General features: G+C 69.2%; 20 protein-coding genes. 6 read left to right on the forward strand and 14 right to left on the reverse strand.

Annotation, left to right across the window (positions count from 1 at the left end; translation table 11 throughout):
- Positions 1–42 precede the first annotated feature (42 nt).
- From ACODRW_RS19820 to ptsP, 3 genes are all read right to left on the reverse strand, one after another.
- Positions 43–1,722, reverse strand: coding sequence for a PTS fructose transporter subunit IIC (locus tag ACODRW_RS19820; protein WP_488906516.1), 1,680 nt, complete (start codon positions 1,720–1,722; stop codon positions 43–45).
- Positions 1,723–1,795: 73 nt separating this feature from the next.
- On the reverse strand, positions 1,796–2,743 hold the full coding sequence (gene pfkB, locus ACODRW_RS19825) for a 1-phosphofructokinase (RefSeq protein WP_488906517.1): 948 nt from the start codon (positions 2,741–2,743) through the stop codon (positions 1,796–1,798).
- Positions 2,740–5,256, reverse strand: coding sequence for a phosphoenolpyruvate--protein phosphotransferase (ptsP, locus tag ACODRW_RS19830; RefSeq protein ID WP_488906518.1), 2,517 nt, complete (start codon positions 5,254–5,256; stop codon positions 2,740–2,742). Before ptsP ends, pfkB begins: the two co-directional genes overlap by 4 nt.
- Before the next feature lie 311 nt (positions 5,257–5,567).
- Between ptsP and ACODRW_RS19835 the strand changes: the two genes are divergently transcribed.
- From ACODRW_RS19835 to ACODRW_RS19855, 5 genes are all read left to right on the forward strand, one after another.
- Positions 5,568–6,554, forward strand: coding sequence for a LacI family DNA-binding transcriptional regulator (locus ACODRW_RS19835; RefSeq protein WP_227107723.1), 987 nt, complete (start codon positions 5,568–5,570; stop codon positions 6,552–6,554).
- Positions 6,555–6,709: 155 nt separating this feature from the next.
- Positions 6,710–7,687, forward strand: a complete 978-nt coding sequence (locus ACODRW_RS19840) for a helix-turn-helix domain-containing protein (protein ID WP_488906519.1) — start codon at positions 6,710–6,712, stop codon at positions 7,685–7,687.
- Between the two features lie 163 nt (positions 7,688–7,850).
- Positions 7,851–9,074, forward strand: a complete 1,224-nt coding sequence (locus ACODRW_RS19845) for an MFS transporter (protein ID WP_486635443.1) — start codon at positions 7,851–7,853, stop codon at positions 9,072–9,074.
- Between the two features lie 62 nt (positions 9,075–9,136).
- Positions 9,137–10,030 carry a SphA family protein gene (locus ACODRW_RS19850; RefSeq protein WP_488906520.1) on the forward strand — a complete coding sequence of 298 codons (894 nt, stop codon included), beginning with the start codon at positions 9,137–9,139 and terminating at the stop codon, positions 10,028–10,030.
- Positions 10,031–10,039: 9 nt separating this feature from the next.
- The gene (locus ACODRW_RS19855) at positions 10,040–11,224 is read left to right on the forward strand and encodes a DMT family transporter (RefSeq protein ID WP_486635442.1); all 1,185 of its coding nucleotides are present in this window, start codon (positions 10,040–10,042) and stop codon (positions 11,222–11,224) included.
- Positions 11,225–11,331: 107 nt separating this feature from the next.
- Here the strand turns inward: ACODRW_RS19855 and ACODRW_RS19860 are convergent, their stop codons facing one another.
- The 11 genes from ACODRW_RS19860 to ACODRW_RS19910 all read right to left on the reverse strand — a co-directional run bounded on the left by ACODRW_RS19860 (position 11,332) and on the right by ACODRW_RS19910 (position 22,910).
- Positions 11,332–12,915 carry a GMC family oxidoreductase gene (locus ACODRW_RS19860; RefSeq protein ID WP_488906521.1) on the reverse strand — a complete coding sequence of 528 codons (1,584 nt, stop codon included), beginning with the start codon at positions 12,913–12,915 and terminating at the stop codon, positions 11,332–11,334.
- Positions 12,916–13,055: 140 nt separating this feature from the next.
- Positions 13,056–13,976 (reverse strand): p-hydroxyphenylacetate 3-hydroxylase reductase component, encoded by a 921-nt coding sequence (locus ACODRW_RS19865; RefSeq protein WP_488906522.1) that lies wholly within the window; start codon positions 13,974–13,976, stop codon positions 13,056–13,058.
- Between the two features lie 204 nt (positions 13,977–14,180).
- The gene (locus ACODRW_RS19870; RefSeq protein ID WP_107798694.1) at positions 14,181–15,350 is read right to left on the reverse strand and encodes a p-hydroxyphenylacetate 3-hydroxylase oxygenase component; all 1,170 of its coding nucleotides are present in this window, start codon (positions 15,348–15,350) and stop codon (positions 14,181–14,183) included.
- Between the two features lie 144 nt (positions 15,351–15,494).
- Positions 15,495–16,880, reverse strand: coding sequence for an MFS transporter (locus tag ACODRW_RS19875; RefSeq protein ID WP_253315211.1), 1,386 nt, complete (start codon positions 16,878–16,880; stop codon positions 15,495–15,497).
- Between the two features lie 76 nt (positions 16,881–16,956).
- Complete coding sequence (gene hpaI / locus ACODRW_RS19880; protein WP_107798696.1) at positions 16,957–17,760, reverse strand: 4-hydroxy-2-oxoheptanedioate aldolase; 804 nt, start codon at positions 17,758–17,760, stop codon at positions 16,957–16,959.
- Positions 17,761–17,779: 19 nt separating this feature from the next.
- Complete coding sequence (gene hpaH, locus ACODRW_RS19885; RefSeq protein ID WP_107798697.1) at positions 17,780–18,583, reverse strand: 2-oxo-hept-4-ene-1,7-dioate hydratase; 804 nt, start codon at positions 18,581–18,583, stop codon at positions 17,780–17,782.
- Between the two features lie 48 nt (positions 18,584–18,631).
- Complete coding sequence (locus ACODRW_RS19890) at positions 18,632–19,021, reverse strand: 5-carboxymethyl-2-hydroxymuconate Delta-isomerase (protein WP_227107731.1); 390 nt, start codon at positions 19,019–19,021, stop codon at positions 18,632–18,634.
- Positions 19,002–19,886 carry a 3,4-dihydroxyphenylacetate 2,3-dioxygenase gene (gene hpaD / locus ACODRW_RS19895; RefSeq protein WP_488906523.1) on the reverse strand — a complete coding sequence of 295 codons (885 nt, stop codon included), beginning with the start codon at positions 19,884–19,886 and terminating at the stop codon, positions 19,002–19,004. The genes ACODRW_RS19890 and hpaD overlap by 20 nt, the downstream gene beginning before the upstream one ends.
- A 107-nt stretch (positions 19,887–19,993) precedes the next feature.
- Positions 19,994–21,463: a 5-carboxymethyl-2-hydroxymuconate semialdehyde dehydrogenase gene (gene hpaE / locus ACODRW_RS19900; protein ID WP_488906524.1), complete on the reverse strand. Its 1,470-nt coding sequence runs from the start codon at positions 21,461–21,463 to the stop codon at positions 19,994–19,996.
- A complete protein-coding gene (locus ACODRW_RS19905; RefSeq protein ID WP_488877827.1) occupies positions 21,460–22,242 on the reverse strand; it encodes a fumarylacetoacetate hydrolase family protein in 783 nt (260 codons plus the stop codon). The genes hpaE and ACODRW_RS19905 overlap by 4 nt, the downstream gene beginning before the upstream one ends.
- Positions 22,239–22,910: a fumarylacetoacetate hydrolase family protein gene (locus ACODRW_RS19910; protein ID WP_488906525.1), complete on the reverse strand. Its 672-nt coding sequence runs from the start codon at positions 22,908–22,910 to the stop codon at positions 22,239–22,241. The genes ACODRW_RS19905 and ACODRW_RS19910 overlap by 4 nt, the downstream gene beginning before the upstream one ends.
- Before the next feature lie 254 nt (positions 22,911–23,164).
- Here ACODRW_RS19910 and hpaA point away from each other — a divergent pair, with 254 nt between their 5' ends.
- Positions 23,165–24,067, forward strand: a complete 903-nt coding sequence (gene hpaA, locus ACODRW_RS19915) for a 4-hydroxyphenylacetate catabolism regulatory protein HpaA (protein ID WP_235087847.1) — start codon at positions 23,165–23,167, stop codon at positions 24,065–24,067.
- Positions 24,068–24,069: the final 2 nt, after the last annotated feature.

A 24,069-nucleotide genomic window follows, 5' to 3' on the forward strand; every position in this document is an offset into this window, starting at 1 on the left:
CATGGCCGGGAGGGGCTTTCGCTTGCTTGGGCGCCGGCGGGCTCAGGCCGCGGCGGGCTGGGCGGGCTTTTTCAGCGCGCGCAGCGCGACCGCGGTGACGGCGGTGCCGGCCAGCAAGGCCAGCAGATAGAGGCCCAGATGGCTGACGGCGTTGGGGATGGGCAGTACGAAGACGCCGCCGTGCGGCACTTTCAGCTCCACGCCGGCCAGCATGGAGATGGCGCCGGCCACGGCGGAACCCAGCATCAGCGCGGGGATCACCCGCAGCGGATCGCGCGCGGCGAAGGGGATGGCGCCTTCGCTGATGAAGGCCAGGCCCAACACGCCGGCGGCCTTGCCGGCCTCGCGCTCGTCGGCGCTGAAGCGGTCGGCGAACAGCTTGGTGGCCAGCGCGATGCCCAGCGGCGGCGTCATGCCGGCGGCCATGGCCGCGGCCATCGGCGTATAGACCTGGCTGGCGATCAGGCCGGTGGAGAAGGCGTAGGCGGCCTTGTTGACCGGGCCGCCCATGTCGAAGGCCATCATCGCGCCGATGATGGCGCCCAGGACCAGCGCGCTGCTGCCTTGCAAGCTCTTCAGCGCCTCGGTCAGCATGCCCAGCAGGGCGGCCACCGGGCCGCCGATCACGTAGATCATCAAGAGGCCCACCAGCAGCGAGCCCAGCACCGGCAGGATGAGCACAGGCTTGAGGCCGTCCAGATTGCGGCCCAGCTGGATCTTGCGGTTCAGCCAGTCGGTGCCGTAGCCGGCGATGAAGCCGGCGATGATGCCGCCGAGAAAGCCGGAGCCCAGGCTGGCGGCCAGCATGCCGCCCACCATGCCGGGCGCGATGCCGGGACGGTTGGCGATGGAGTAGGCGATATAGCCGGCGAGGATGGGCACCATCAGCGCGAAGGCGGATTTGGCGCCGATCTGGAACAGCGCCCAGGCCAGGGTGCCCTTGTTGGCGTCGTCGAAGGCGTAGATGCCGCCCAGCGCGAAAGCCAGCGCGATCATGATGCCGCCGGCGGTGACGAAGGGCAGCATGAAGGAAACGCCGGTCATCAGGTGCTTGTACGGGCCGCTGCGCTCGCTGGCCGGTTTTTCCGGCGCGGCGCCGGCGGTGTCCGGCCGGTGGGGCGCGGCCTCGGCGATGGCGCGGCGCAGCAGCGCCCGGCCGTCGTTGATGGCGGCCTTGGTGCCGCTCTGGAACAGACGCTTGCCGTGGAAGCGGCTCAGCTCCACCTGGGTGTCGGCGGCGATCAGCACCAGATCGGCTTCGGCGATCTCGCCGGCGCTGAGCGCGCTCTGCGCGCCCACCGAGCCCTGGGTTTCCACGCGGATGGCGTGGCCCAGCGCCTGGGCGGCCTGGCTCAGGCCCTCCGCCGCCATGAAGGTGTGGGCGATGCCGGTGGGGCAGGAGGTGACGGCGACGATGCGCAGCGCTTCGGTTTGCGGGGAGCTCAGGGCCGCGGCCCGGCGGACGGCGTCGGCAGGATCGGCCAGGGCCTGGTCCAGGCTCAGGCGGAGCGCGGGCAGGCCGTCCAGGCGCGGATCGGCGGCGGGGCCGATCAGGAGCGCGGCCTGGGCGGCGGCGATTTCGGCCGCGTCCAGCGGCGGCGCGCCGTCCAGCTCCAGGCTGAGAGAATGCCCGAGCCCTTGGGCGGCCTGGCGCAGCGCTTCCGCGGCCAGCCGGCCCTGGGTGCTGCGTTCGCCGGAGGCGATGATGGCAAGTAGGTTCATGGCGTTGTTTCCCTTGTGTTTTTAGTTTGGAGCCGCAGGCGAAGCCCCCTGATGCCGCGTCGTTAACAGGCGCTTAGCCCAGGTTTCGCAGCCGGACTTGCGCCGCCAGCGCGCGCACTTGTTCCGGCGGCGGCAGGTGCGGGCCGACGCGCGCCAGCTTGGCGGCGGCGAAGGCCACCGCCAGCCGGGCTTCGGCCTCGCGGTCCAGTCCGTCCAGCCGCGCGGCGGCGAGGCCGGCCACCAGCGCGTCGCCGGCGCCCACGGTGCTGAGCGGTTGTTGCGCGGGCAAGGCGGCCAGCAGCGCGTGGTCGCGGCCGGCGAACAGCGCGCCGTCCGCGCCCAGCGACACCACCACTTGTTCCACGCCGCGTTGCAGCAGCCCGCGCGCGCCGTCCAGCACCGCGGCGGTGTCGGGCAGGGCGCGGCCGGCCCAGTGCTCCAGTTCGTGGCGGTTGGGCTTGACGCAATGCGGCGGCGCGTCGCCGTCCAGCGCCTGGCTCAGCGCCTCGCCGCTGCTGTCCAGCAGCAGCCGCGCGCCCAGCGGCCGCAGCAGCCGGCACAGCCGCAGATAGCTGTTGGCGGGCAGGCCGGGCGGCAGGCTGCCGCACAAGGCCACGATGTCGCCGGGGCGCAGCCGGGCGGCCAGTTCGGCGCCCACTTGTTCCAGCTGCGCTTCGCCGGCGGCGATGCCGGGCAGATTGATGTCGGTGGTGTCGCCGCTGGAGAGGTCGGCCAGCTTGATGTTGACCCGGGTGTCGCCGGGCAGGCGCAGCATGTGGTCGGCGATGCGCTTGTCCAGGAACAACTGTTCGAAGGCTTCGCTGTTGTTGCGGCCCAGCAGGCCGCAGACGCTTACCGGCGCGCCCCAGTCCGCCAGGCAGCTGGCCACGTTGACGCCCTTGCCGCCGGCGTTGCTGCTGGCGCTTTGCGCCAGGTTGACCGCGCCGGGCGTCAGCCGGGCCAGGGCGATGGTCTGGTCCAGCGCCGGATTGAGGGTGAGGGTGTGGACGCGCGTGCTCATGTCAGCTCCCGTGCCAGCATGCGCACTTCGTCGGCGCTGTCGCAGGCCAGCGCTTGCTGCGCCAGCTCGCGCAGCCGGTCGTGGCCGTTGGCGCACAGCTTGGCCTTGACCGCGGCCACGTCGCGCGGGCTCATCGACAGCTCGGCCACGCCCAGGCCGGTCAGCAGCGCGGCGCCGAAGGGATCGCCGGCGATGCCGCCGCACACGCCCACCCAGCGCTGATGGCGGGAGGCGCCGGCCACGGTGTGCTGGATCAGCCGCAGCACCGCGGGGTGCAGGCTGTCGGCTTCGGCCGCCAGTTCTGGGTGCTGCCGGTCCATCGCCAGCGTGTATTGGGTGAGGTCGTTGGTGCCGATGGAGAAGAAGTCCACGTATTCGGCCAGTTGATCGGCCAGCATGGCCGCGGCCGGCACTTCCACCATGATGCCCAGCGGCACCGCCGGGGCGTCCAGCTCGCGGCGTATGCCTTCGCACCATCCCTTGAGCCGGGTGATTTCCTTCAGCGAGGTGATCATCGGGAACATGATGGACAGCGGCTGGCCGCCGCGGGCGGCGCGGTAGAGCGCGCGCAGCTGGGGCTCCAGCAGATCGCGGCGGCGCAGCAGCAGGCGTGAGCCGCGCATGCCGAGGAAGGGGTTTTCTTCGGCCGGCAGCTTCAGGTAATCCACCTGTTTGTCGCCGCCTATGTCCAGCGCGCGCACGATCAGCGGCCGGCCGTCCAGCGCGTCCAGCATGGCGCTGTAGGTGTGGAACTGTTCGTCCTCGCTCGGCGCCTGCTCGCGTTCCAGGAACAGGAATTCGGTGCGCATCAGGCCCACGCCCTCGGCGCCGGCGTCCAGCGCGGCGGCTACCTGGTCCGGACGGTTGATGTTGGCGGCGATTTCCACGCGGTGGCCGTCCGGCGTCACCGCCGGGCGCTGCCGCTGTTCCGCCTGCTGCTGCTGGGTGCGCAGCTGGGCCTGCAGCCAGTCGCGGGCGGAGGCCAGGTCTTGCTCGCCGGGGTTCAGATAGAGCCGGCCGCCCAGGCCGTCCAGAATGGCCGGGGTGCCGTCGGCGATGTCCAGCAGCGCAGGGCCGCCGGCCACCAGCGCCGGCAGGCCCAGGGTGCGCGCCAGGATGGCGGTGTGCGAGGTGGGGCCGCCCTGGGCGGTGGCCAGCGCGCGGATGCGGCCGGTGTCCAGGGTGGCGGTGTCGGACGGGGTGAGGTCGGCGGCCAGCAGGATGCAGTCGTCGCCGTCGATGTCGGCCAGCGTGGCGCTGTTCAGCGCCGGGTCCAGCTGGCGCAGCACGCGGCGGCCCACGTCGCGCAGGTCGGCGGCGCGCGCCGCCAGCAGCGGGTTGCCCAGCGCGGCCAGCTGTTCCGCCATGCGCTCCACCGCCTGGTGCCAGGCCCATTCCACGCCGTGGCCGCCCACCATCAGCTGGCAGGCCAGGGTGATCAGATCGGTGTCGGACAGCAGTTCCGCCTGGGCGTGGAAAATGCCGGCCTCGGCCTTGCCCAGCCGGCTGGCGGTGGCCGCGGCCAGTTCGTTCAGTTCGGCGCGGGTGGCGCTCAGCGCCGCGTGCAGGCGGTCGCCGCCTTCGCCCAGCGCCACCGGGCGGTCCGGCACTTTGAGCTGGCCGGCGTGCAGCACGCGCACCACGCCGATGGCGAGGCCGGGGCTGGCGGCGATGCCGGCGATGGACAGCGGGTGGCCGGGCGGGGTCCAGCCCTGTTGCGCGGCCAGCAGCTGCGCTTTTTGCGCGGCGAGCGCGGCGTCGGTCTGTTCCTGGGCCGAGGCGTCGCGCATCGCGGCCAGCAAGCCGGACAAAGCGGCGGCGGCGTCCGGCCCCTGGGCGGACACGGTGACGGTGTCGCCGTGGCGCAGGCCCAGTTGCAGCAGGCTGATCAGGTTCTTGGCGTCGGCGGCGTCCTGGCCGTGGCGCACTTGCAGCTGGGCGGCGTGGCGGCGCGCGGCTTCCACCCATTGCGCGGCCGGGCGCGCGTGCAGGCCGTTGGGGTAGTCGACTATCCATTGCGCGCGCTCGGCCAGATCGGCCGCGGCGTCGACGGCGGCGGGCGGCGCGTCTTCTTCCAGCAGGGCCAGCACCCGGGCCGGTTCTGCGGCAGTGAACAATTGCTCGAGCCTGGCCTCGTCCTGCAGCAGCCGGGTCAGCCGGCGCAGCAGGGTGATGTGTTCGTCGGATTGGGCGGCGATGGCGAACAGCAGCCGGGTGCGCTGGCCGGGGTTCCATTCCAGGCCGTCCGGGATCTGCACGATGGCGATGCCGGTGCGGCGGATCAGCTGACGGTCTTCCACCATGCCGTGCGGAATGGCCAGGCCGTTGCCCAGGAAGGTGTTGGCCACCGCTTCGCGCCGCAGCAGGCTGTCGATGTAGGCCGGGTCTATGCAGCCGGCGTCGGCCAGCAATTGTCCGGCCAGGCGGATGGCCGCCTCTTTGTCGGCGGGCTGACAGCCCAGCCGGATCAGTTCGGGCTGGATCAGGGAGGAGGGCGATCCGGTGTCGTGCATGGCGGTCTCTTCTGTCGGTTCAATTGGCAGCGCGGTTCCGGGAACCCGTTCACGGCCCGACGCGCAAGCGGCGCGGCTTGGGACAGGCTCGGTATGGCGGATCGGCCCGCGCCCGCCAGCTGTCATTGCGGAGGGGCGGCGCCGTTCACGCGCTGAGTGGATTGAAAACGATTACATTTTTTCTGTCAATACAGTCGTAGTTTCGCCGCTACATCTTTGCGCCGTCTCAAGCGGCAGTGTTGTAAAATTACGCTTTAAGGGTATGCTTGCGTAAACCCAGTTTCTATCTTGGTAAGAGAAAACGATTTCATATGACGGTCAGCATCAAGGATGTGGCGCTGGCGGCCGGCGTGTCGGTGGCCACCGTATCGCGGGCCCTGGCCAAGGGCCCGGTGAGCGCGGCGCTGAAGGCCAAGGTGGAGGCGGCCATCGCCGCCACCGGTTATCGGCCCAATTTGTCCGCGCGGCGCTTGCGCTCGCGGCACAGCGACACCATAGGCCTGATCGTGTCCGACATCCGTAACCCCTTCTTCACCGCGGTCAGCCGCGCGGTGGAGGATGTGGCCTACCAGGCCGGCATGCGGGTGATTCTGTGCAATACCGACGAGAACCCGGACAAGGAGGCGATGTACCTCAGGCTGATGCAGGAGGAGCGCGTCACCGGGGTGATCTTCGCCGCCACCCGCGCCACGGCGGAGACGCTGGACGCGGAGGCGCTGGGGTTTCCGGTGGTCTTGATCGACCGGGCCGCGCCCGGCGGCGCGGCCGACGCGGTGGTCTTGGACAACGCCGCCGCCGCCGGTCTGTTGGTCGGCCATCTGCGCGAGCAGGGCCATGACCGCATCGGCGGGCTGTTCGGCAATACCAGCAGCACCGGCGCGGAGCGGCACGCCGGCTTCGCCGCGGCGCTGGCGGCGGCCGGGCTGGCCGCGCCGGCGCGCTTCGTCGCGCCCACGGCCGAGGCGGCGCAGCAGGCGGTGTCCGCCTGGCTGACGGAGGCGGAGGCGCCGCGGGCGCTGGTGATCAGCAACGGCCTGCTGCTGCTGGGGGCGATGCGCGCGGTGCGCGCGCTGGGCCTGGCCTTGCCGCGCCAGCTGGCGCTGGCCGGTTTCGACAACGACAGCTGGACCGAGCTGGCCGGTCCGGGGCTGACGGTGATCGAGCAGCCGGTGGACGAGATCGGCCGCGCGGCGATGGCGATGCTGCTGGAACGGCTGGAACAGCCGCAGCGGCCCACGCGCAAGGTGGTGCTGACCGGCCGTTTGGTGGTGCGGGGCTCCAGCCTGGCCGAGGGCTAGCCGCCGCGCTTGTGGCGGCGGCGAGACAGCCCCTGGTCTGGCGCGGAAGGCGGCCGCGGTTTTGATTTTTAATGTATTAAATATTGTGCCATGATTTGCCGATGCCGTTTCAGCCATCGCCGCCCAGCCGGGCGGCCGTCAGGAGGAGGCCCGCCATGGACACGCGTTACGCCGGGGACATTCATCTTTCCACACGCCAGGCGGCGGACGGCGACAAGCTGGATTTCTGGCTGAGCGAGGTGGACCGCCTCTTGGTCCGGGTGGAGTGCGACCGCCGTCCGGAAGAGCTGCTGGAGGCTTCGCTGGACTGGCAGGATTTCGGCCTGCTGCGCATGGCCACGATACGGGCCAACCAGCACGCGGTGACGCGCAGCGGGCATAGCCTGAGCCGGGACGGCCGAGACTCCATCTTCGCCTGTTTGATGCTGCAGGGGCAGGGCTTCAGCCATCAGGGCGTGGAGTGCGCCCGCCACGGCCCGGGCGATGTGGTGCTGTACGATACCGCCCGCCCTTACGGCCACGGCTTTCCGGCCGATATGGCGATGGCGGTGCTGGACATTCCGCGGTCCTTGTTCCAGGAGCAGGTGGGGGTGTGGAACGAGCGCGGCCTGGTGCGCATCGAGCGCGCCGCCGGCATGGACGCCTTGGCCGCCCATCGCCTGCTCAGCGGCGGCGAGGCCGCGCGGCGGCATCTGGCCAGCCAGTTGCTGGAATGGCTGCATTCCTTGTGGAGCGCGCGCCTGGGCCTGCCGGCCTCCCGTTCCACCTTGTGCAGCCTGTGGCGGGCCAAGGCTTATATCGAGCGGCATCTGGCCGAGGACGATCTGGATTGCGAGCGCATCAGCCGCGCGGTGGGCGTGTCCGCGCGTCAGCTGGCCCGCATCTTCGAGCAGGAGGGCGAGTCGGTGACGCGCCACCTGTGGGGCCGCCGGCTGGAACGCTGCCGCGTGGACCTGGCCGATCCGGCCTTGCGCCATTTATCGGTGAGCGAGCTGGCTTTCCGCTGGGGCTTCAACCATATCGCCCATTTCTGTCGCAGCTATAAACGCCGTTATGGCGAAACGCCGAGTCATACCCGAGCCGAGGCCCTGGCCGCGCGCGTCCTTCCCAGACAACAAGACTGTCCTCATTAGGCAAATTTCGCGTTCTCCCCATCGTTAGAGTGGATGGGTCCGCTGCGCTTTCTGGCGCGGCGGACGCCCAACTAATAAAGAGGAGACACCATCATGCACACACGAATGGGCGGTTCGCCGCCGGGCGGCCGCGCGCGCGCCGCTGGCGAAAGAGAGGCCCGCCATGCGCCTCTCCTATGAAAACAAATTGTTGGCCATCCTGGCGCTGAGCTTCGGTTTCGTGTTTTTCGACCGGCTGGCGCTGTCCTTCCTGTTTCCCTTCATGGCGGCGGAACTGCGTTTGAGCCCCGCGCATCTGGGCATGCTGGCGTCGGCGCTGGCGCTGACCTGGTCGCTGTCCGGCCTGGGCCTGGGCGCATGGTCGGACCGGCGCGGCGCGAAGAAGCCGATGCTGGTGGCGGCGGTGCTGGCGTTTTCGCTGTTTTCCGCCGCTTCCGGCCTGGTGGCCGGCTTTCTGTCCTTGCTGCTGTTCCGCGCGCTGATGGGCGTGGCGGAAGGACCGGTGCTGCCCATTTCCCAATCCTTGCTGGCGGCGGGGTCCACGCCGGCGCGGCGCGGTTTCAATATGGGCATCGTCAACGGCTCCGCGCCGGGCTTGCTGGGCGCGGTGCTGGGGCCGCCGTTGCTGGTGGCGCTGGCCGAGGCCTACGGTTGGCGCGCGGCCTTCTATCTGTCCTGCCTGCCCGGCCTGCTGATCGCCTGGCTGGTGTGGCGGCATGTGCGCGAGCCGGCGCCCGCGCCGGCGCCGGCCGGCCGCGGCGGCGGTTTCGCTTCGTTGCTGGCCGAGCGCAACATCCTGCTGTGCGTGTTGATCGCCTGCAGCTACATCACCTGGTTCATCATCCTGATTTCCTTCACGCCCACCTTTCTGATCCAGGTCAAGGGCATGAGCCCGCAGGCGATGGGGGCGGTGATGAGCAGCCTGGGCTTCGCCTGGGTGGCGTGGGGCGGGCTGGTGCCGGCGATTTCGGACCGCATCGGCCGCAAGCCGGCCATGGTGGCGTTTTCCCTGATCGCCGCTTGCTGCCCGCTGGTGTTGCTGAACGTGGACCGCATGGTCTGGCTGTTGCCGCTGGTCTTCCTCACTTACACCGGCCTGGGCTGCTTCACCCTGTTCATGGCCACGATTCCGGCGGAGACGGTGTCGCCGCGGCGCATCGCCACCGCGCTGGGCATGATCATGGGGGTGGGCGAGCTGGCGGGCGGTTTTGTCGCGCCCACGGTGGCCGGCTTCGCCGCGGACCGCTACGGCCTGTCCATCGTGATGTGGATCGCCATGGCCGGCGCGCTGCTGCCGGCCTTGCTGTCCTTGGGCCTGCGCGAAACCGCGCCGCTGCGGCTGAAGCCGGGCGGGGCCGCGCTGGAAGCCGATCAGGCGCCGACCTGAGCCGCCATTCTCATTGCGCGTCCCGCTGCGCCGGGACGCCGCACTCCCTGACGGAGATCATCATGCACAAGACCTTGATCAAGGCGCTGGCCGGGCTGTCGGCGGCGCTGGCCTGCGCGACGGCTCAGGCCACCCAGTCCGGCGCGGACACCATAGGCGCCGGCGCCGAGGGTTTTCTCGCCGGCGCGCTGCCGCCGGCCGGCTGGTACGGCGTGTTCTATTACACCCATTACCAGGCGGACCGCTTCAACGACGACGCCGGCCGTTCCGCTGCGCCGGGCTTTAAGCTGAGCGCCGACGTGCTGGTGCCGCGGCTGCTGTATATGTCGGACCGGACGCTGTGGGGCGGGCGCTTGGGCGGCTTCGCGCTGGCGCCGCTGCCCAGGCTGAGCCTGGACGCCGGCGGCGCGCATGAGAGCCGCGGCGGCCTGGGCGACGCGGTGCTGGGGCCGGTGCTGGCCTGGGGCGACGCCGGGCCGCTGCACACGGCGCTGGCGGCCGACATCGTGCTGCCCACCGGCGACTACGACCGCAATCGGATGTTGAACCTGGGGGCCCATCATTACTCGCTGCGTCCGGTATTCGCCTTTTCCTATCTGCCGACGTCCGGCTGGGAGCTGTCGTCCAAGATCAGCTACACCTTCAACGGCAAGAACCGCGATACCGATTACCAATCCGGCCAGCTGTTCCACTTCGATTACTCGCTGAGCTACGCGGCCGGCCCGGCCTGGAGGCTGGGCTTGAACGGCTACTTCATCAAGCAGACCACGGACGATGTCCAGTACGGCCGGGCGGTGGCGGGCAACGGTTTTCGCGGCCAGGCTTTCGCCATCGGTCCGGCGCTGCGTTACCAGTTCGACAAGGCCGGTCTGGAATTGAGGTGGTTGAAGGAGTTCGATGTGCGCAACCGGCCCGAGGGCAGCGCAGTCTGGGCCAAGCTGGTGCTGCCGCTGTAGCGGGCGGACATGGGGCTTGCAAACACGGCCGGGCGCTTGCGTCCGGCTTTTTTCTTGGCGGAGCCGCGCTCCCGCGCGCGCTCGTTTTCATTTTCCTCTCTTGCTTCTTCTTTCTTCACCGCGCCGTCATCGAGATGCCGCATGATTGGAATTCTTGTGCAATCCAGTGCGCTTCCCATTCCGCGACGCAGTCCGGATGACCGCTGCCCGCCGCAGGCCTGGCGGTCCCAAATTCGTCATGGCGGGCAAGTTGATCGCTTATTGCGCATCTCCCCGCAGCTTGTCGCTGAGTTGGAAAGAAAATCCATGAGTAAGCTTGAGCCACGCCATCACAGACAGGGATGGGAAATCGCGCTGATTTTAGTCACCGCCTTATGGGGGTGGTCCTTTGTCGCTATTCACGATGCGCTGAATGATCTAAGCGACTCGGCGTTTAACGCCTACCGGTTTCTCATCGCCGCGCTGGCGATGTGGATCGTGGTGCGGGTCAAAGGGAGTCGATTCTCGCGGCAGGATGTTTTCGGAGGCGTCGCCGCTGGCGTCGCTCTATATCTGGCCTTCTTTTTTCAAACCAAGGGCTTGGCTTACACCACGGCTTCCAATGCCAGTTTCATTACGGGCTTGGCCGTTGTCTTTACTCCGCTGTTTGCTTATTGGCTGTTAAAGGTGCGCCCGGAAAAACGTCAGCTATTCGGCGCAGCCACGGCGACGATTGGGCTTGCTTTGCTGACCTTGAAAAATCTGGCCATGCATTGGGGAGATATGCTGGTTGTGCTTTGTGCGGCTTCCTTCGCTTTGCACATTGTTGTTTTGTCCAAGGTCAGCAAAACAGCGCGGGTATTGAACATCGCCTTTGTCCAGGTCGCGGTCGTGGGGGGCTTGTCCTTGCTGCAGTCATTGGCTTTGAATGAGTTCTCGCTTCCCTTTCGAAGCGAGACGATGACGGCGATTCTTATCATCGCCCTATTGGGAACGGCAGTCGGTTTTTATGTGCAGACCCGGGCCCAAGTGGCCTCTTCGCCCAATCGAATCGCATTGATCATTGTGCTGGAACCGCTGTTTGGCGGTGTTTTTGCTTATTTTCTGGCCGGCGACCGCTTGTCGCCTTTGAATTTACTGGGGGCCGGGCTGATTATTCTGGGCATGCTGATCACGGAGTTTCATTTGAAGGCAAGCCGTGCCGGAGCGGATTAACCCTTCGCCGCGGGTCTTGACGCCGCGGCCATGGCGGGCCGCATCTTGCGCGGCTTGGATGTTTCCATCCCCGCCGTCGCAGGATCTTGAAACGCAGGGGGCGGTGCTTACTGGCCGCTGAGCATGAATTCCGCGCAACGCTCGGCGATCATCACCACCGGCGCGTTGGTGTTGCCGGAGACGATGGCGGGCATCACCGAGGCGTCGCAGACGCGCAGGCCGGCCACGCCCTTGACGCGCAGCCTCGGGTCCACCACCGCGTCGGCGTCGGCGCCCATGCGGCAGGTGCCGGCCGGGTGGTAGACGGTCTTGGCGAACTGGCGGATGTGTTGTTCCAGCAGCGCGTCGTCGGCGTCTTCGGCCGGCGAGGGCAGCAGTTCTTCGGCGATCAGCCGGCGCATGGACGGCGCCCGCAGGACGCGGCGCGCCAGCTTGACGCCGCGCAGCAGGCCGGCGAGGTCCTCGGCCTCGCGCAGGGCGCCGCTGTCGAAGCGCAGCGGCGCGGCCGGGTCGGCGGAGGCCAGCGCGACGCTGCCGCGCGACTTGGGGCGCAGCAGGCAGGGGTTGATGGAAATGCCGTGGCCGGGCAAGGGCTCGCGGTCGACGTCGCCCACCAGGGTGGGCAGCACGTGGAACTGGATGTCCGGCCGGCCGCCGCCGCCGGTGTCGACGAAAGCGCCGGACTCCACCACGTTGGAGCTCAGCAAGCCGGTGCGGAACAGCTGCCATTGCAGGCCGTGGCGCAGCGCGGCCAGGCCGCGGTCCTGGCCCAGCAGGCTGATGGGCGCGCGGGCGCGGCCGTAGACCGACACTTCCAGATGGTCCTGATAGTTGGCGCCCACTTGCGGCGCGTCGCGCAGCACGGCGACGCCGTGTTCGCGCAGCTGCGCCGCCGGGCCGATGCCGGACAGCATCAGCAGCTTGGGGCTGGACAGCGCGCCGGCGCAGAGCACGATTTCCGCCGCGGCGCGCGCGCGCTGGACGCCGCCGGCGTCGCGCCATTCCACCTGACAGGCGCGGCCGCCGTCGAACCCGATTTTTTGCACATAGCAGCCGGTGCGCAGGTCCAGCTTGGGGTCTTGGCGGACCGCGGCCAGATAGGTGGCGGCGGTGCTGCCGCGCTGTCCGTCGAAGGTGGTGGTGTGGTAGAAGCCGACGCCGGCCTGTTCGCGGCCGTTGAAGTCGTCGTTGTAGGCCAGGCCGGCTTCCTGCGCGCCCTGGACGAAGGCCAGGCTCAGCGGATGGCGGTAGCGGGCGTCGCTGACTTTCAGCGGCCCGTCCACGCCGTGGTAGGGCTCGGACAAGCGCATATGGCTTTCCGCCTTCTTGAAGGCGGGCAGCACTTGCGACCATTCCCAGCCCGCGCAGCCCAGGGCGGCCCAGTCGTCGTAGTCGGCGGCCTGGCCGCGGATATAGACCATGGCGTTGACCGAGCTGCCGCCGCCCAGGGTGCGGCCCTGCGGGACGAAGATGCGTCTGCCGGCGGCTTCCGGCTGCGGTTCGCTGCGGTAGGTGACGGTGCGTTCGCTGCCCAGCACCTTGATGAAGGCGGCCGGCATGCGAATGTAGGGGTTGTCGTCCGGCGGGCCGTCTTCCAGCAGCAGCACGCGCTTGCCGGCCTGGATCAGCCTGTGGGTCAGCACGCAGCCGGCGGAGCCGGCTCCGATCAGGATGTAGTCGTAGTCGCGCATGGCGTCTCCCTTGTGGTCGCGCCGCCCTTGGACTGTTTGAGGATGGGCGGTCGCTCCAGCATAGGGCGGCCGCGCGCGGCGGCCTTGACCCGGCGCGCCCCGGACCTTGACCGCCGCGGACGCGGCGACGGGAGGCGGGCTCAGCCCTGGCGGATCAGCGCGCGCAGCACGCGCTTGCAGGCGGCCAGATCCTGTTCGTCCAGGCCGGACTGAATCTCCCGCTGCTGCTGGCCGGCGATGCGCCACAGCGTGGCGGCCTGCTCGCGGCCGGCCTCGCTGAGGCGGCAGCCGGCGGCGTCGCGGCTCAGCAGCCCCTTGCGGCGCAGCTCGGCCTCGGCCAGTTCTATCGCCTCCGGCGGCATCGCCGTCTCGCGTTGCAGCGCGCAGGCATCCTGTTCCGCTTGCTGTTCCAGCACCAGCAGCAGCCGCGCTTCGCCGCCGCTCAGCCCGGTGGCGAGCTGGCGCGGCCGGTAGCTGGCCTGGTAGGCCTGCAGCGCCTGGGTCAGCAGATAGAGCAGATTGTCGCCCAGCCAACCGGGCAGCGGTTCCGCGGCGGCGGCCGGGCGCGCGCGCGGCAGCGCGGCGGCGTACACGCCCTGGTGGTAGAGCAGCGGCGCGGCGCCGCAGTCGTCGAAGGTTTCGACCAGGCCCAGCAGAATCCAGTGGTCGCCGCCGTCCAGCTTTTGATGCAGGCGGCAATGGAAGCGGGCGGCGCAGCCGTCCAGCAAGGGCGCGCCGCCAAGGCCGGTTTCCGGCGTCAGGCCGGCGAATTTGTCGGCGCTGGGGCGGGCGAAGCGGTTGGACAGCTCGATCTGGTCGGCGGCCAGCACATGGACGACGAAGTGGCCGGCCTGTTCGAACACCGCGTTGCTGGCGGAGCGCTTGTCCAGGCTCCACAGCACCAGCGGCGGGTCCAGCGAGACGGAGTTGAAGCTGTTGGCGGTGACGCCGGCGCGTTCGCCGTCCGGCGCGGTCGCGGTGACGACGGTGACGCCGGTGGCGAAGTTGCCGAGCGCGCGGCGCAGCGCGCGCGCGTCATGGGCAGGGGCGGGTGCGTTCATGGCGTGTCCTCGGGGCCGTCCGGCGCGGGGCCGGCGCGGCGCGGGTGGGAGGGGCTAATGTCGGTAGAGCCTGTTCGCGATTTCGCGGGCTGGAACGGGGCAGGGCGAAAACCACTGGGACAGCGGCTTTGCTCATACGGCGCATGAACGTTTCGAAGCGGCGTTCACCCTGTCGGGCCTCAGGGAAGATCGTAAACGGCTCGTCTAGACCATGGCGGGGTCCGGCTCCAGCCCCAGCAGCGAACGGCCCAGGATCTGGGCGCAGACGTCGTAGTCGGTGTAGGCGTGGGCGCCGGTCATGTGCGAGTCGCGGAACAGCCGCTGCGCCTCGTTTTCCAGCCGCCAGCAATTGCCGCCCATGGATTCGAACAAGCGGTCCACCGCCTGGATGCACATTTTCACCGCGTAAGCCTGATTGGTGCGCCAGAAAGCCAGCGTTTCCGCCGTGGGATAGCGTTTGGCCGCGCCGTGCTCGGCGTGCTCGCGCCAGCTGGCTTCCAGCAAGGCGCGCGCGGCCAGCACTTGGTGGGTGGATTCGGCCAGCCGCATATAGGCGGGCAGCGCCGCGCCCACCTGGGCGCCGGTATAGGCGCGGATGCGGTTGCGGCTGCGCTCCTTGAACACTTGCAGCATGCGCTCGGCCACGCCCAGGCTGATGGCGGCGAAGCCGCTGGCGAAGTAGGGCCGGTAGGGCGCGTAGAAGATCTTGCTGTCCGGGTACAGGCCGAAGCCGGCGGAGCGGCCTTCCATCATGTCCTTGGCCGCTTCGATCCGGTGTTCCGGCACGAAGACCTTGTCCACCAGCAGGGTCTTGGTGCCGCTGCCCTGCATGCCGGCGGCGCGCCAGTCGTCGCGGATTTGGTAATCGGCGCGCGGCACCACGCCGAAGCAGTATTGCGGCTCGCCGTCCGGGCCGGGGCGGCGGAAGCCCAGGATCGCCCATTCGGCGTGGTCGCAGCCGCTGCTCCAGCCCATTTCTCCGCTGAGCAGCACGCCGCCGTCCGCGGCCTCGGCCCGGCCCAGCGGCGCGATGCTGCTGCTGGCGGTGGCGTCCGGCGCGCCGCCCCAGACTTCCTCTTGCAGCCGGGCGGAGAACAGCGCGATCTGATGGCTGTGGGTGGCCAGCAGGCTGGCGGCCCAGGCGGTGCTGGCGCAGGCGCCGGCCAGCGCCGCCACGCAATCGGCGAATTCGGGCAGGCTGATTTCCAGGCCGCCGTAGGGCCTGGGCTGAAAGGCGCGATGAAAGCCCACGCTTTTCAAGAGGGCGATGTTTTCCGCCGGCACGGTGCGTTCGCGTTCCGCCCGCTCCGCGTTGGCGGCGATGGCGGGCAGGATGGGGAGCAGGGTTTCCAGCAAGGGGTTGGGGTGGCGCATGGAGGTCTCCTTTGTGCTTGATGGCGCTGAAGCGGCCCGCCTTTGGCGGCGGGCGTTTCAATAATGAATACATTCAGCGAATTTGCATTATGGATAGCGACACCACGCACTGGAATGCATCTTCCAAGCTGTCTTAGGTACTTTTCATGGCGCTTCAGCATGAACGGCGGCGACGACGGGCCGGCGCCAGCGTATCGGCGACGCGGCTTGCTCGGCCTCGTGCTCCGGCCCCAGCGGGATGTCGCGGCGGTCGCGCAGCAAGAGCGCGGAGGCGAGGCCGATCAGCGTCATGCCGCTCAGATAGGCGGTCACCGCGGCGGTGGAGCCGGTCTGGGCGATCAAGGCCTTGGCGATCATCGGCGCGAAGGCGCCGCCGAGGATGGCGCCCAGCGCGTAGGAAATGGAGACGCCGGAGAAGCGCACCGAGGCGGGGAAGAGCTCGGCGTAGAAGGCCGATTGCGCGCCGTACGTCAGGCCGGTGCCCACCGACAGCAGGCACAGCGCCAGCAGCACCGCCGGCAGGCTGGCGCTATTGATCAGCGGGAACAGCGTCAGCACGCCGGCCAGCTGCACGCCGAAGCCGATCAGGTAGACGCTGCGGCGGCCGATATGGTCCGACCAGACGCCGGCCAGCCAGGTGAAGGCCATCCAGCAGGCGGAGGCGAAGGCGACGGCGAGCAGCACCGGGGTGCGCTCCATGCGCAGCGCGCCGGCGGGGTCGGTGGTGTAGTTCTGGATGAAGCCGCCGGTGGTCATGTAACCGACGGCGCTGTTGCCGGCGAAGAGCAGCGCGGCCAGCAGCACCAGCGGCGCGTGGCGGCGGAACAGGTCCAGCACCGGGGTGCGCGATCCGGCCTTGCGCGCCTTGATCTCCTCGAAGACCGGGCTTTCCTCCACCGAGCGGCGCACCCATTGGCCGATGAACAGCAGCACGACGCTGAGCAGGAAGGGCACGCGCCAGCCCCATTCCAGGAAGGCGTCGCCGGGGGAGACCACGCCGCTCATCAGCGCGAACACGCCGGAGGCCAGCAGCAGGCCCAGCGGCACGCCTATCTGCGGGAAGGCGCCGTAGCGGCCGCGCTGGCCGCGCGGCGCGTGCTCCACCGCCATCAGCACCGCGCCGCCCCATTCGCCGCCGGCGGAAATGCCTTGCAGCACGCGCAGCAGGATCAGGGCCAGCGGCGCCAGCAGGCCGGCGGATTCATAAGTGGGCAACAGGCCGATCAGCGCGGTGGAGGCGCCCATCAGCACCAGGGTCAGCACCAGCATCGCGCGCCGGCCCAGGCGGTCGCCGTAGTGGCCGGCGAGAAAGGCGCCCAGCGGCCGAAACAGAAAGCTGACGCCGACCGAGGCGAAGGCGATCAGGGTGGCGAAGCGGTCGCCGGCCGGAGCGAAGAACAGTTTGTTGAACACCAGGCCGGCGGCGCTGGCGTAGATGAAGAAGTCGTACCACTCGATGGCGGTGCCGATCACGGTGGCGTAGGCGACTTTGCGCGCATGGGCGCTTGCGGCGGCGGGGGTGTGGCTCATCTTGCGTTCTCCTCGGGGGTGGGGCCGGGATCGGCTCCGGGCGGCGCCTTGTTCTTGTGTGGTCGCCGCGGGTCAGTCAGTAGGCGGATGGCGTCGGCGGCCGGCCGGGCGCTTCGTCGCGAAAGGCCGCCGCCAGCGCTTCGGCGCGGCGCGCCAGCAAGGTGGTGTCGACGCCGACGGCGACGAAGCCCGCGCCCAGCGCCAACAGCCGGCGCGCTTCGGCCTCGTCGGCCATCAGGATGCCGGCGGCCTTGCCCTGGGCGCGGATGCGGCGGATGGCGTCGTCCATCGCCGCGCGCACTTCAGGGTGGTCGGGCCGGCCCGGATGGCCCATGTCGGCGGCCAGGTCGGCCGGGCCGATGAAGACGCCGTCCACGCCGTCGGTGGCGGCGATGCCTTCCAGCGCGGCCAGGGCCTGGCGGGTTTCCACCTGGGCCAGCACGCAGATTTCATCGTCGGCCCGCGTCAGGTAATCCGGCACGCGGTTCCAGCGCGAGGCGCGCGCCAGCGCGCTGCCCACGCCGCGGACGCCGCGCGGCGGATAGCGGGTGGCGGCCACCGCCCGCGCCGCCTCGTCGGCGTTCTGCACCATGGGCAGCATCAGCGTTTGCGCGCCGATGTCCAGCAACTGCTTGATGCGCACCGGGTCGTTGCTGGCGGCGCGCACCACCGGGTGGCAGGGATAGGGCGCGACGGCCTGCAGTTGCAGCAGCACGTCCCTGAGCTCGTTGGGCGCGTGTTCGCCGTCTATCAGCAGCCAGTCGAAGCCGGCGCCGGCCAGCAGTTCGGCGCTGTAGGGGCTGGCCAGGCCCAGCCACAGGCCGATCTGGCGGCGGCCGTCGCGCAGCGCGGCCTTGAAGGGGTTGGCGGGAAGTTGCATGGAGGTTCCTCGAGCGGGTTCAGACGAAGCGGCAGCTGATCGCGCCCAGCGGGCCGTAGTCGACGTGGAAGGTGTCGCCGGCGCGCGCCGGCACCGGCCGGGTGAAGGAACCGGCCAGGATCACCTGGCCGGCCTTGAGCTCCACGTCGAAAGGCGAGAGCTTGTTGGCCAGCCAGGCCACGCCGTTGGCCGGGTGGTTGAGCACGGCGGCGGCGACGCCGGACTCCTCGATCACGCCGTTGCGGTACATCAGCGCGGCCACCCAGCGCAGGTCCAGCTCGCGCGGGCGCACCGGCCGGCCGCCCAGCACCACGCCGGCGTTGGCGGCGTTGTCCGCTATGGTGTCGAACACCTTGCGCGGACGCTGGCTGTCCGGGTCTATGGACTGGCTGCGCGCGTCGATGATTTCCAGCGCAGGGATCACGTAATCGGCGGCGTCGTAGACGTCGAACAAGGTGGCGCCGGGGCCGGACAGCGGCCGGCCCAGCACGAAGGCCAGCTCCACTTCCACCCGCGGCACGATGAAGCGGGACACCGGGATGTCGGCGCCGTCGTTGAAGAACATATCGTCCAGCAGCGCGCCGTAGTCCGGCTCGTTGATCTGCGAGGACATCTGCATCGCGCGCGAGGTCAGGCCTATCTTGTGGCCCTTGAGGCGGCGTCCCTCCGCCAGCTTCATCTCCACCCAGCAGCGCTGGATGGCGTAAGCGTCCTCTATGGTGATCTCGGGGTGGTCCAGCGAGAGCTGGCGGATCTGCCGGCGTTCGCGCTCGGCGTCGTGCAGGCGGCGCGCGGCGCCGCGAATCAGGTCGGGGCTGAGCATGGAGTCTTTCATGGTGGTCGCTGAGCTTCGTGATCGGTTTCGTCCGTTTCAGCCCGGCGGGCTGAAGCGTTGATGCACGTTGTTGCGCTTGAAGTTGAGGGTGGCGGACAGTTCGGTCAGTTCGAAGCTGAGCGCCAGATAGCGTTGGGCGAGCAGCGGTTCGAAGTGGCGCTGGATCAGCGCGAACAGCTGTTCGGCGGTGGCGCGGCGATCGGCCTCGCTGCGGCCGCTGCCGATCTGCAAAGTGCAGTGGACGAAGGCGTAGTCGGCCTCGCCGTCCGCCATGCGCCAGGTGTCCAGCCAGTGGGCGCGGCTGCGGATGCCGGCCAGCGGAAACAGGCCGCTGGCGGCCAGACAGTCGTGCACCTGGCGGAACAGTTCCGGCAGATCGGCCTGCGCGCGCAGATTGTCGGTGCATTCAGCGATGAAGTGCGGCATGGCGCTCTCCCAGCGGTTCCACCGGCAGCACCGCGTTGATCTGGCCGGTGCCGGAACTGCCGAAATAGGGGGTGATGATTTCCGCGCGGCCGCGGTAATCGCTCCAGCCCAGCGCGCCCAGCAGCATGGCGGTGTCGTGCATGAAGCCTTCGCCGTGACACTTCTCGGCGTACTCCGGCAGCATGTCGCAGAAGGTTTTCCAATCGCCGTCCAGCCACATGGCGATGACCTCCTGGTCCATGCTTTCCAGGAAGGGGCTCCAGGCCTTGTGCAGGAATTGATCCGCGGTGCCGTTCTGGGCGAAACGATGGGACAGCGAGCCGCTGGCGAAGAAGGCGACGCGGCCGTCGTAATCGCGCTCCACCGCCTCGCGCATCGCCGCGCCCAGCCGCGCGCTGTCGGCCAGATCGTGCACCGTGCACAGCGCGGCCACCGACACCACTTTGAAACGCCGGTCGGCGTTCATATAGCGCATCGGCACCAGGGTGCCGTACTCCAGCGGCAGCGTGGTGGCGTCGTGGGCGCGGGTATGCACGCCGGCGGCGGTGGCCGCCTCGGCCAGCAGCTTGCCCAGCGCGGGGTTGCCCGGATAGGCGTAGGGCATGTTCTTGATGAAGTGCGGCAGCTCGTTGCTGGTGTACACGCCTTCGAAAGCCGGCGCGCAGTTGACGTGGTAGCCGGAGTTGACCAGCCAGTGGGTGTCGAACACCACGATGGTGTCCACGTCCAGTTCGCGGCAGCGGCGGCTGATTTCCTTGTGGCCGTCTATGGCGGCCTGGCGGCAGCCTTGATGCGGGCCGGGCAGTTCCGACAGATACATGGACGGCACATGCGTGATCTTGGCCGCCAGGGCTAGGGTTCCCATTGCGTTCTCCTCGGTGCGACTGGGCCGCGGGGCCGGCGCAGTCTTGCTGCTTGGATCGGTGTCGCGCCGGGGCCGGCCGTCTGCGCGGCCTGGGCCCCGGCGGCGCCTCAGGCTTGTTCCACGCCCCAGCGCGGGATGAAATGACCGCCCATGGAGACGCAGACGTTTTTCACCTCGGCGAAGGCTTCAAAGCTGTATTCGCCGCCCTCGCGGCCGACGCCGGAGGCCTTGACGCCGCCGAAGGGCTGGCGCAGATCGCGGACGTTCTGGCTGTTGACGAAGACCATGCCGGCCTCGATGCCGCGCGCCAGCCGGTGGGCCTTGCCGATGTCCTGGGTCCAGATATAGGAGGCCAGGCCGTAATCGACGTCGTTGGCCAGACGCAGCGCGTCGGCCTCGTCGCTGAAGCGCAGCAGGCAGGCCACCGGGCCGAAGATTTCCTCCTGGGCGATGCGCATGCGGTTGTCGACGTCGGCGAAGACGGTGGGGCGGATGAAGTGGCCTGAGGCCAGCGATTCGGGCAGGCCGGCCGGCCGTTCCAGGCCGCCGGCCACCAGCCGCGCGCCTTCTTCCAGACCGATGCGGATATAGCCGGTGACCTTGTCGTAATGCTGGCGGGTGATCATCGAACCCACCTGGGTGGCGGGGTCCTGCGGGTCGCCGACGATCAGCCGCTGGGCGCGGGCGGAGAATTCGGCGACGAAGCGGTCGTAGATGCCGTTCTGCACGAAGATGCGGCTGCCGGCGGTGCAGCGTTCGCCGTTGAGGGAGAAGATGGTGAACAGCGCGGCGTCCAGCGCGCGATCGAAGTCGGCGTCGTCGAACACCAGCACCGGCGATTTGCCGCCCAGCTCCATCGAGTACTTCTTCAGCCCGGCATTCTGCATGATGCGCCGGCCGGTGGCGGTGCCGCCGGTGAAGGACACCGCGCGCACGTCCGGATGGCTGACCAGGGCTTCGCCGGCGCTGGCGCCGTAGCCCTGCACCACATTGAACACGCCGGGCGGAATGCCGGCCTCCAGCGCCAGCCGGCCCAGTTCGTTGGCGGTCAGCGGCGACAGCTCGGACATCTTCAGCACCGCGGTATTGCCCAGCGCCAGGCAGGGCGCGGTCTTCCAGGTGGCGGTCATGAAGGGCACGTTCCACGGCGACACCAGCGCGCACACGCCCACCGGCTGGTACAGCGTGTAGTTGAGCATCTGCTCGTCCACCGGGTAGCTGTGGCCGTTCATCCGGGTGCAGACTTCGGCGAAAAAGTCGAAGTTGTGCGAGGCGCGCGGGATCAGCACATTGCGGGTCTGGTGGATGGGCAGGCCGGTGTCCAGCGTTTCCAGTTCCGCCAGCCGCGGCACATCGCGCTGGATCAATTCGCCCAGCCGGCGCATCAGCCGCGCGCGCTCCTTGGCCGGGGTGGCCGCCCACTTGGGAAAAGCCGCCTTGGCGGCGGCCACCGCCAGATTGATTTCCTCGGCGCCGCCGGCCGCCACTTCGCCCAGCGCTTCGCCGGTGGCCGGGTTGTAGTTGACGAAGCTGTCTTGGCTGGCCACTTCGCGGCCGTCTATCCAGTGTTTGATCATGGGGTTTCCTTTTCCGCGTTCCGGCGCGCGAGCCAGTCCGCTTCGCTGATGATCTGGTTGAGCAGCCGTCCGACGCCCTCGACCTCTACGACGACTTCGTCGCCGGGGCGCACGTCGGACAGGCCTTGCGGGGTGCCGGTGGCGATCATGTCGCCCGCTTGCAGCGTCATGAAGGCGGACAGGTATTCGATCAGGTGGGGGATGTCGAACACCATGTCGCGGGTATTGCCGCTTTGGACGCGGCGGCCGTTGACATAGGTGGCCAGCTCCAGGCTGTGCGGGTCCGCCACCTCGTCGCGGTCCACCAGCCACGGGCCTATCGGGGTCAGGCCGTCGCGGTTTTTCACCCGCAGATTGGGCCGGTAGTAGTTTTCCAGGTAGTCGCGCACCGCGTAGTCGTTGCACACGGTGTAGCCGGCGACGTAGTCCATCGCCTGGGCGCGCTTCACCTTGCGCGCGGTCTTGCCGATCACCGCCACCAGTTCGCACTCGTAATGCATATATTCAACATTGTCCGGCCGCATCGATTGCCGGCGATGGCCGGTCAGCGCGGCGGCCGTCTTCAAGAACACCAGCGGTTCGCTGGGCGGCTTGAAATCCAGTTCGGCGGCGTGGTCGGCGTAGTTGAGGCCCAGCGCGAACAGGGTGCCCTGGCAGGGCGGCAGCCATTCCGCCTCGGTTTCGTCCAGGCGGCGGCCGTCCGGCAGCAAGAGCGCGCCGTCGGCGCCGGCCTGCGCGCGCCAGGTTCGGCCCTGATAACGGATGCGGGCGTGTCTCATTGCATGTCCTCCTCGGCCGCGACGATGTTTTCCAGGCGGCCGATGCCGTCTATCTCCACCGTCACGGCGTCGCCCGGCCGCAGCCGCGCGCCGCGCGGCGGCGTGGCCACGATCAGCAGGTCGCCGGCGTAGAGGGTGAGGAACTGGCTGACGTCGGCGATCAACTGGGCGACGCCGCGCAGCCAGTCGGCGCTGTCGTTGGTTTCGGCCAGCGCGCCGTTGACATAGGTGCGCACCTGCACCCGTTGCGGGTCGATCGCGTCGGGGCCGGCCTCCGGGCCGACGGGGCAGAAGCCGTCGCGGCATTTGGCCTGGATCGCCGGGCGGTAGAAGCTGGTTTCCGCCAGGCTGACCTCGTTGACCACCGCATAGCCGCCGACATGGGACAGCGCGTCGGCCGCGCTGACGCGGCAGGCGTCGCGGCCGATGCGCACGCCCAGCGCGCCGCCGGCGTAGACGGCGTCCGCGTCGGCGGGAAAGGGGATGGGCGCGCCGGCGACGCTGACGGTGTTGCGCGGTTTGACGAACAAGACCGGCGCTTGCGGCGGGCGCTGATAGGGCGCTTGTTCGAATTCCGCGGCCAGCGCCGCCTGCAGACGACGGTGGTTGAGCGCTGCGCCGTAGATGGCCGCCGGCCGCTCCGTCGCGGCGTCTAGGACCAGACTCATGCTTAACTCCTTGTTATTGAATGAATCGCCGTTGTTCAAATATTCATTAACATGTTAAAGTTTATAACGATGACGGCGGTCCGCTGTCAATGTTTATCCATGCTGCGTTGCGGGTAATATCGTCAAAAGCCGTGTTTGCGCGGCGGCGGCCCGGGCCGCCGATCCGGCGCGAAAGCCTGAGCGGCGGCCTTTTGGCGAGAGCGGAGGGCGAGGGCGGCCGACTATGGCGAAAATGTCACAAGGGAGGGGCGGCGATGAGCAGAATCCCGCGCGGTCTGGGCGCGCGCATACCCAATATCGACATCGGCAAGGCTTACGACAGCCCCTACGAGTCCGTCGACATCCATTGCGAATCCTTTGGCCGGCTGGCGGCCTTCTTCGGCCGCAATATGCCGGTGCATAGGCACGACCGCTTTTTGCAATTGCACTATCTCGCCAGCGGCGACATCCGTCTGCAACTGGAGGAAGACCATTACCAGGCGCGCGCGCCGCTCTTGTTCCTGACCCCGCCGACGGTGCCGCACGCCTTCATCACCGGGCCGGAGGCCGACGGCCATGTGCTGACCTTGCGCCAGGAGCTGGCGCGCGGCTGGTTGGCGGAGGCGGGGCCGGACGCCTTGAGCGCGCCGTTCTGCGTGGAACTGGCCGAGGTGCCGGCGGAATGGGCCGATATGGCGCGGCGCCTGCCCGAGCGGCTGGCGCAGTTGCAGCGGGAGAGCGAGGCGCCGGCGCCGGGCGCGGAGCTGGCGCGGCAAGCCCTGGCCCAGCTGGTGTTGGTGGACGTGCTGCGGCTGTCCGGCCTGCCGGGGCCGCGCCGCGGGCCGCGCCGCGACGAGTGGCGGCTCTACCATCGCTTCAACGGCTTGATAGAAGCGCATTACCGCGAACACTGGAGCCTGGACCGCTACGCGGCCGAGCTGGGGGTCAGCGAGGCGCGGCTCAACGATGTGTGCCGCCGGCTGGCGGACCTGCCGTCCAAGCGGCTGGCGCACGATAGGCTGTTGCAGGAGGCCAAGCGCCTGCTGATCTACTCCGCCGCCTCGGTGCACGCCATCGCCTACGATTTGGGCTTCAAGGACCCGGCCTATTTTTCCCGTTTCTTCCAGCGCATGGCCGGGCGCTCGCCCAGCGACTACCGCGCGCGCCGTCAGGCCTGAGC

It is taken from the genome of Chromobacterium sp. FG89 (genome assembly GCF_057808735.1).

Bases quoted from the DNA above. Each gene is read 5' to 3' on its own strand.
- ACODRW_RS19820 (WP_488906516.1), bottom strand. From the start codon at position 1,722: ATGAACCTACTTGCCATCATCGCCTCCGGCGAACGCAGCACCCAGGGC.
- pfkB (WP_488906517.1), bottom strand. From the start codon at position 2,743: ATGAGCACGCGCGTCCACACCCTCACCCTCAATCCGGCGCTGGACCAG.
- ptsP (WP_488906518.1), bottom strand. From the start codon at position 5,256: ATGCACGACACCGGATCGCCCTCCTCCCTGATCCAGCCCGAACTGATC.
- ACODRW_RS19835 (WP_227107723.1), top strand. From the start codon at position 5,568: ATGACGGTCAGCATCAAGGATGTGGCGCTGGCGGCCGGCGTGTCGGTG.
- ACODRW_RS19840 (WP_488906519.1), top strand. From the start codon at position 6,710: ATGGACACGCGTTACGCCGGGGACATTCATCTTTCCACACGCCAGGCG.
- ACODRW_RS19845 (WP_486635443.1), top strand. From the start codon at position 7,851: ATGCGCCTCTCCTATGAAAACAAATTGTTGGCCATCCTGGCGCTGAGC.
- ACODRW_RS19850 (WP_488906520.1), top strand. From the start codon at position 9,137: ATGCACAAGACCTTGATCAAGGCGCTGGCCGGGCTGTCGGCGGCGCTG.
- ACODRW_RS19855 (WP_486635442.1), top strand. From the start codon at position 10,040: ATGGGGCTTGCAAACACGGCCGGGCGCTTGCGTCCGGCTTTTTTCTTG.
- ACODRW_RS19860 (WP_488906521.1), bottom strand. From the start codon at position 12,915: ATGCGCGACTACGACTACATCCTGATCGGAGCCGGCTCCGCCGGCTGC.
- ACODRW_RS19865 (WP_488906522.1), bottom strand. From the start codon at position 13,976: ATGAACGCACCCGCCCCTGCCCATGACGCGCGCGCGCTGCGCCGCGCG.
- ACODRW_RS19870 (WP_107798694.1), bottom strand. From the start codon at position 15,350: ATGCGCCACCCCAACCCCTTGCTGGAAACCCTGCTCCCCATCCTGCCC.
- ACODRW_RS19875 (WP_253315211.1), bottom strand. From the start codon at position 16,880: ATGAGCCACACCCCCGCCGCCGCAAGCGCCCATGCGCGCAAAGTCGCC.
- hpaI (WP_107798696.1), bottom strand. From the start codon at position 17,760: ATGCAACTTCCCGCCAACCCCTTCAAGGCCGCGCTGCGCGACGGCCGC.
- hpaH (WP_107798697.1), bottom strand. From the start codon at position 18,583: ATGCTCAGCCCCGACCTGATTCGCGGCGCCGCGCGCCGCCTGCACGAC.
- ACODRW_RS19890 (WP_227107731.1), bottom strand. From the start codon at position 19,021: ATGCCGCACTTCATCGCTGAATGCACCGACAATCTGCGCGCGCAGGCC.
- hpaD (WP_488906523.1), bottom strand. From the start codon at position 19,886: ATGGGAACCCTAGCCCTGGCGGCCAAGATCACGCATGTGCCGTCCATG.
- hpaE (WP_488906524.1), bottom strand. From the start codon at position 21,463: ATGATCAAACACTGGATAGACGGCCGCGAAGTGGCCAGCCAAGACAGC.
- ACODRW_RS19905 (WP_488877827.1), bottom strand. From the start codon at position 22,242: ATGAGACACGCCCGCATCCGTTATCAGGGCCGAACCTGGCGCGCGCAG.
- ACODRW_RS19910 (WP_488906525.1), bottom strand. From the start codon at position 22,910: ATGAGTCTGGTCCTAGACGCCGCGACGGAGCGGCCGGCGGCCATCTAC.
- hpaA (WP_235087847.1), top strand. From the start codon at position 23,165: ATGAGCAGAATCCCGCGCGGTCTGGGCGCGCGCATACCCAATATCGAC.